This is a genomic window from Oceanobacillus bengalensis (genome assembly GCF_003628445.1).
Taxonomy (GTDB): domain Bacteria; phylum Bacillota; class Bacilli; order Bacillales; family Amphibacillaceae; genus Oceanobacillus; species Oceanobacillus bengalensis.
In genome coordinates this window covers 1-6,963 of record NZ_RBZO01000062.1, presented here as the reverse complement: position 1 = coordinate 6,963, position 6,963 = coordinate 1, and the positions used below count along the sequence as shown (strand labels likewise).

The window sequence follows — 6,963 nt, the reverse complement described above, 5'->3', positions numbered from 1 at the left end:
CTCCATATCAAATTGTATAAAGATGCTTGTTTTTCTATAGCTTGGTAATTCTGACTGAATCTTCTGCCTTGTATTTAAAAAACATTGTAACTTAATTTACACAGGATTTTGGACTTGACTGCGGATATCCTGAGAAGCGAGCAGATATCCCGAGAAGAGAGCGGATATCCCGAGAAGAGAGATTATATCCCGAGAAGAGAGATTATATCCCGAGAAGAGAGCGGATATCCCGAGAAGAGAGCATATATCCCGAGAAGAGAGATTATATCCCTAGAAGAGAGCGGATATCCCGAGAAGAGAGATTATATCCCGAGAAGAGAGCAGATATCCCGAGAAGAGAGCAGATATCCCGAGAAGAGAGCAGATATCCCGAGAAGAGAGATTATATCCCGAGAAGAGAGATTATATCCCGAGAAGAGAGCAGATATCCCGAGAAGAGAGCATATATCCCGAGAAGCGCAATTCCGTCCAAAAATACCATTCATTAATTCCATAGGACAAGCATAAACATGAATAAAAAGCTTTGGACAAGCGGGTGATGAATTGGGCTATATTTTCACATTCTTAATTGGATTTGGACTAGCAGTAATAGGAGGAGTAACATTAATTGCATATTTAAATTTTTTACCAGCTGGGCTTTCATGGGGAGATTACTTTATTTATACTACAGGAAGAATTGAATGTTACTTTTTTCCTGTAGGTTTAGTTATAATGGCACTTGTACTTTATCTTTATCCAAACAACCCATAATCGTTCTATAGAAGAATATTTTTCTAATTCATGGTCAATAATGTATGGTAAGTTACGTTGTTCAGCTGAACTTAAAATAAATGAATTATTGAGAATGAAATTAGAGAAGAATTGAAGTTTTAATAAAGCGAGGGTTGTTTATGTTATATTTGCATGATGTTTGGGTGAATTGGTTTGAAGGGGAAGAAAATGGATATAGTGTGTGTTATTTTCATGAATGGCGGAAAGAGGATGGAATTGAGTTATTAGATCAAGTACCACTCCTTTACATAACATCAGGGTTATACAATTACATTGAAAATGATATGCACGACCTGCCGAAAGGACTTCTAGATGCCATTTACAAACGCGCATATATACGAAAGGGGCATGAAAGATCCGTTTTGGACTTTGCATGTGTCGTAACAAATGGGGAAGACATCATTGCATTCGATACGATTGGTTATCAAATTCCAATTCGTAAGAGCAGATTAATTCCAAGACAAGAGCAGCTTGTTTATGACATGATTAAAAAGACAAAACCACAATCATTTGGTTTTGATGAAGAAAATTATTCAAAAGAATATCATATGTTATCAATGGCACCTGAACTTGTATTCGGTCTTACTAGAAAAGAACGTCAATTAAAGCAGCTATTAATGATTGCATTAGATCAATTACGGACAACAAACAATTTAGAGGAATTACGTTACTGGTTAACAGAGTGGGATCCAAAACAATACCCATTCATTCGTTATATGGATGAAGAAAAAGTATGGGAAACGCTTTATGATGGGGTGAAAGATGGATGGAGTGAGGCACAAGAAGAGTTGTGTGCCAAGTTAATAAAGGGCCAGCCGTTTTTAGAGAAAATGTGGGAAGTAGAAAATGGGCAAGAACAGCAGAATGCTTCCAATCAAAAGTAAAGCAATTCATTGGTATGAAAAAAAGGCATCCTCGGGAAGTGGAGGATGCCTATTATTGGTGCTATTTCCTTTTTGTAACTCTTCCTAGTCCCATTGCTTTTTTCGCTTTGGCTACTGTTTTGTTCGCAACGAATGATGCTTTTTCTGCTCCATTGTCTAGAATGTCATCTAAGTTATCAGATTCAACCAGCACAGCATATTTTTCTTGAATTGGTTGTAATAGGCCGACAACTGCATCAGCAACACCTTGTTTAAATTCACCATAGCCTTTGCCTTCGTATTTTGCTTCTAATGATTCAATGGATTCCCCTGTACAGCTAGAGTAAATTGTTAATAGATTTGAGACTCCAGGTTTATTTTCTTTGTCGTATTTCACAATTCCATCTGAATCCGTTACAGCACTCTTAATTTTTTTCTCAATTTTCTTCGGATTATCCAACATCGAGATAAATCCTTTTTCATTCTCATCTGATTTACTCATTTTCTTCGTAGGATCCTGTAATGACATGATACGTGCCCCAACTTTAGGAATACGAATTTCTGGTATAGTAAAGATGTCGTTGAAGCGGTTATTAAAGCGCTCAGCCAAATCTCTAGTTAATTCAAGATGTTGCTTCTGGTCATCACCAACAGGTACTACATTTGTTTGATAGAGTAAAATATCTGCAGCCATTAATGCTGGATAGGTAAGTAATGCGGTTGAAACAGCTTCTTTTCCTTTTGATTTATCCTTATATTGTGTCATTCTTTCCAATTCACCTACATAGCCAATGGACTGAAGCATCCATCCTAGCTGTGTATGTGCAGGAACTTCCGATTGTATAAACAGCGTTGCCTTCTCTGGATCAATCCCTGATGCTAAATATAGTGCGGCGAGGGAACGGATATTTTGTCTTAATTTTAATCGATCTTGAGGAACGGTTATCGCATGTTCATCCACAATACAGAAGTAACATTCATAGTCATTTTGTAACGCAACAAATTGTTTGATTGCTCCTAAATAATTACCTAATGTTAATGTTCCACTTGGCTGTATGCCTGAAAAGATTTTTTCCATATTTATATCACTCCATTTCTTTTTCTCCATTAAAAAAAGCCCATTAATCCTCTTCTTGAGAAGGGACGAATGAACCCCCGTGTGCCACCGTACCACTAAACTTTGGGTATGCCCATTCCTCATTCGTCCCGTTAAATTCCTCTAAAGCCTCAATTATAAACTTTATTATGCTAGCCTCATCTTTCCCAATTTTATTAGGATCTTTATCCCACAAGGTAGATAATAGGCTAAATAGGACTATTTGATTTTGTTCTTTTACTTTCTTTTTACTTACTCTGCCTTTTTCAGTTTTGAGTTCTTCTTTTAAATGATTAAATTTTTCGGTAGGTACGGTGGTGATACTCATTGCCTTTTTAGCAAACTTTAAATTAATTACCATTTCCTTATTTGGCTTATACTCAATTGATTCTATCACATGTTTTAAATAATTTCTTACTTGCTTAGTTGTTTGATTTTTATAAAAGGTTTCAGGCTGAAGTAATAATCCTACAACTTCCTGCAATTCAACTTTTTTCATACTTTGTTCTTCTTGTTCTTCATTTAATTGGTTTTTTTGCTTTCTTAATGTCCTAATCTCTTTAGTTAATTCCTCACCTTGTTTTATTAAATCCATTTTAAACTCCGGATCAGTTACTTGACCAATGCTAGAGATAATTCCTTGCTTAGACTCTTCTGCTTTTTTAATTTTGTTATCTAGGCCATTTATCTTCTCAAGGTAGGCAGTATTATTTTCTAACGCATCTTTTTGATAACTATATAATGTTTTCAGTACATTAAGCAATACAGTTGCATTACCAAATATGTCAAGAACTATATTATCAACCTTTTCACAACGCACCAATTTCTTATTACTACAGTTTTGACCTTTACTTTTTATTGCTACATCACATTTGTAATAATAAAACTTAGAACGTGTCCCATCTTTTTTTACTTTTCCCAATGTGTATGTGCCATTCATAGCTCTACCACATTCATTACATTTCAACATACTGGAAAGTAAATAGGGACTATTTTCTCTTTGAGGGTCATAGTGCTTTTGTTTAGGCTTTCTTTCCTGTAGTTTTTGTTGAACTTTCTCCCATGTTTCAAACGGAACAATTGGAGTGAAATCAGGTTCCTTTCCTTCTCTAAAATTCTTACTCCAATACCATTCCTCAACTGGATTATCTGATCTTCTTTTCTTAGTAATTCTTTTTCTTCTATTCTTAACCATATAACCAGTATAAGATGGATTTCTAAGAATTCTCCAGACTTTTTTGCTGTTGAAGTATATCCCTTTGTAATTTTCTTCTGATCCTTTTTTACGGTATTTTTTTAACTCATTTTCATTTAAAATATCAGCATACTCTTCGTCTGCTAAGCGTACAATTTCACTTTGGCTTTTATCGTCTTCTAAATACCATTTAAAGATATTTTTAACCAATTGAATTTCTTTTCTATCACCCAAACAGTATTTTTTCCTTTTCTTCCCACCAATTTCAACATCTTCTATCGAGAGTCCTATTGGAATTGTACCACCAACATAGCATCCCATATCAACGAGCTCATTCATATTTGCAGATACTTTCTTTCTTACGTCTTCACGCATATTCTGATCAAATATAGACTGGATTAAATCCATCATTGTATTACTGTTCCAATCAAGAAGGTTTACTTCCTTACCACTATTCGCAAAGAATATACTAACACCCTTTTCCTGCAAGCTAGTAGTCATATTTATAAAGTCCTTAACTACCCGTGTGTATCTGCTACTGTCATAGCAAATTAAATATGTAATATTGTAAGTATCAATATCCTTTAGTAATTGTTGAAAAGCAGGACGGTCTTCAAAATTCTCGCTAGAAACATCTTCATCATAATAACCTTCATTGACAAGAGTAATGGAGTTATTGTCAGCAAAACTTTTAATAGCATTATACTGCTGTTGTGGACTAATTTTGTTTCCTGTTTTATCTACACTTGTTCTTATATAAGCAGCACCTAATTTCAACAAATCTCCTCCTTTTCCACCAAGAATTAGGGCTAATATCCTTCTGTAATCAGAGTTATCACCTTAAGTATATAATCACCTATGTATAAAAATAAGTAGGATTACAGGTACATCTTTGCTTCTTTTATAATACTTTGTCCTTGTCTTTTGCGCAAAAGTTTAGCATAAAGGGGACAACACTTCAGATAAAACAATTATACTACTACATTGCTAATGAGATAAATTAAGAATTATAAGTAATCACGATTATGAAAATAATTGAGGTTTTGAATTAAAACTTTTGATTGCTGGTACTTATCCGTCTATTTTAGGTCAGTTAATCAACTCAAAATGCAAGGTCTTTACCTCTTTTATTTTATTGCGGAGAAATTAAAGAAAGCGCGTTAGAATAGTTTTAAATTAAATGGAGGTGAATGACCGTGGGGAAAGTGATTGATTCACTGTGGCACAAATTGGCTTTGCTGGCTATAATGATTTACTATTCAGGAATTTTTACAACAATATGCTTACCGATGATGTGGTTGCATTACAGAATACCAGCCATAAATTATTATATATTTTCTCTAGGGATATTGTTTTTGGGTGGGGTGATTTTCAATTTAGTTTTAAATATATATCCTATCAAAGAAAAGGAATTAGAGGAGGAAATTCCAAAGTATTTTGTTATCAGTACTTTTACTGGTAAATTCATTACCTACAGTTTACTTAGTCTTACGATTTTTATTTTAACAGATAATTTTATTGTTAGTATATATTACCTATTGTTTCTAATGAGTGGGGGATTTTTTTGGTTCTGTATTCTTAGAGGATATATTTTGGCTAAAAAAAATTATAAGGAAAGTGAAATTAAAAAAGGTATTCCTTGGCAAGGAAAGGTATTGGTGTTTAGTATCCCAATTTCTTTAATACTAGGATATTTTATGTTTTATTAAAATAATTTGTTTGCTATATTTATAGCTGTAGGGTGAATGTACTGATTAAAAAATATCAGCTCATCATTTAACCTACAGCTATTTTAATATAAAAACAAATGTGGATTTTTAAAATGGTAGATCTTCGCTTGTAATCACAATATCACCCTCAAATAAGTACTCGACAAGTCGTGCAAATTCAGGATTACTCTTGTCTTGTTCAAATACTTTGATTATGAAACTCTCTACTTCGTTTAATGTACATTCTTTAATAGATTCTTCTTTGTTTCTAACCTCATCATGAATGAAAAAGATAAACTCAATAATGCCATTGAAGTATTCATATGAACCATTTTCTAAATGCTTTAGTCTATAACAATTTTCTTGATAGTTCCACTCTATGATGTAGTTAGAATTAAAATTGAATTTATACTTATGGGTATATTTACATTTAATCTTCCTAATTGAAAATGGCTCCTTAACTTCACCATTTATTACGGATTCAACCACATCATAAACATCAGAAATTGCTATTTGTCCGTACCAATCATAGTGTGGATTTAGGTGGAAAATATCTATATATTTTTCTAAATCGTTTTGTCTAAGGTGAGCACTATCTTTTCCAAAATGGTTAAAAATATCTTTGATTTTAACAGGTGAGTCCCTATCGGCCCATATTGTTTTGCTATTAAAATGGACTTCTTTACCTATCAGTGCAAGTTCATGAAAAGAAGTATAGAAACGACTATGATATTTTGATTTTGTTTTTTTGTAGAAATACTTTTGTAGGTTCCTTATTTCCTCACAAAAATTAAAGAAAACCATTTTGTCTTTTATATTTATTGATTCCTCTTCTATTAGGTAATTCATTAGCCCGTCATAATCTGTATATCCTAGTATCGAATTGTTAGAAAGAATTTTAAAATCGAATGAACTATTCCATGAAATATAGTAGTTGAATGCATAGTCTTCCTCAACTAATTTTAAATGGTAGGTCTCTTTTAAAGTCTCAAGTTTATTTTCGTTAAGGATGTTCGGTATTTTTGTTTCCAACTGTTTATGAACAAACTCTAAAAATCCCTCATAAGAACGTAGATAACCTTCACAGTAGATGTCGTAAAGATGAAATATTCTAAGGATATTAAAAATAACATTATCCACATTAATATTACCAATAGATTTTAAACACTCGGAATCCAGATGGAATATAGGAATATCCTCACTATCTTTGTAAGCGTCAAATAATCCCCACCTATTTTTAGATGGGGATTTTGTTTATACTTTTTTTAGATTTATTTATTAGGAACACGACATTTCTCTGGAATCGTCGGCGACCAAGGAAGGAATTGA

The 6,963-nt window shown here is 33.2% G+C and carries 7 protein-coding genes; 4 read left to right on the top strand and 3 right to left on the bottom strand.

Annotation, left to right across the window (positions count from 1 at the left end; translation table 11 throughout):
• Positions 1-114 precede the first annotated feature (114 nt).
• The 3 genes from D8M05_RS19735 (at position 115) to D8M05_RS19725 (ending at position 1,655) form a co-directional block, all read left to right on the top strand.
• The gene (locus D8M05_RS19735) at positions 115-507 is read left to right on the top strand and encodes a hypothetical protein (RefSeq protein ID WP_121134796.1); all 393 of its coding nucleotides are present in this window, start codon (positions 115-117) and stop codon (positions 505-507) included.
• 36 nt (positions 508-543) lie between these two features.
• Positions 544-750 carry a YuzI family membrane protein gene (locus D8M05_RS19730; protein ID WP_121134794.1) on the top strand — a complete coding sequence of 69 codons (207 nt, stop codon included), beginning with the start codon at positions 544-546 and terminating at the stop codon, positions 748-750.
• A 140-nt stretch (positions 751-890) separates the two neighbouring features.
• A complete protein-coding gene (locus D8M05_RS19725) occupies positions 891-1,655 on the top strand; it encodes a YjbA family protein (RefSeq protein WP_121134793.1) in 765 nt (254 codons plus the stop codon).
• Between the two features lie 61 nt (positions 1,656-1,716).
• On the opposite strand, the gene trpS is transcribed toward D8M05_RS19725, so the two are convergent.
• Both trpS and D8M05_RS19715 read right to left on the bottom strand, forming a co-directional pair.
• Positions 1,717-2,712, bottom strand: coding sequence for a tryptophan--tRNA ligase (gene trpS / locus D8M05_RS19720; RefSeq protein ID WP_121134791.1), 996 nt, complete (start codon positions 2,710-2,712; stop codon positions 1,717-1,719).
• A 43-nt stretch (positions 2,713-2,755) separates the two neighbouring features.
• Positions 2,756-4,702, bottom strand: a complete 1,947-nt coding sequence (locus D8M05_RS19715) for a recombinase family protein (RefSeq protein ID WP_147405207.1) — start codon at positions 4,700-4,702, stop codon at positions 2,756-2,758.
• A 419-nt stretch (positions 4,703-5,121) separates the two neighbouring features.
• Here D8M05_RS19715 and D8M05_RS19710 point away from each other — a divergent pair, with 419 nt between their 5' ends.
• Entirely contained in the window at positions 5,122-5,634 is a 513-nt protein-coding gene (locus D8M05_RS19710; RefSeq protein ID WP_047986209.1) for a hypothetical protein, read from the top strand.
• 108 nt (positions 5,635-5,742) lie between these two features.
• On the opposite strand, the gene D8M05_RS19705 is transcribed toward D8M05_RS19710, so the two are convergent.
• Positions 5,743-6,774: a hypothetical protein gene (locus D8M05_RS19705; protein ID WP_121134787.1), complete on the bottom strand. Its 1,032-nt coding sequence runs from the start codon at positions 6,772-6,774 to the stop codon at positions 5,743-5,745.
• Between the last annotated feature and the right edge of the window lie 189 nt (positions 6,775-6,963).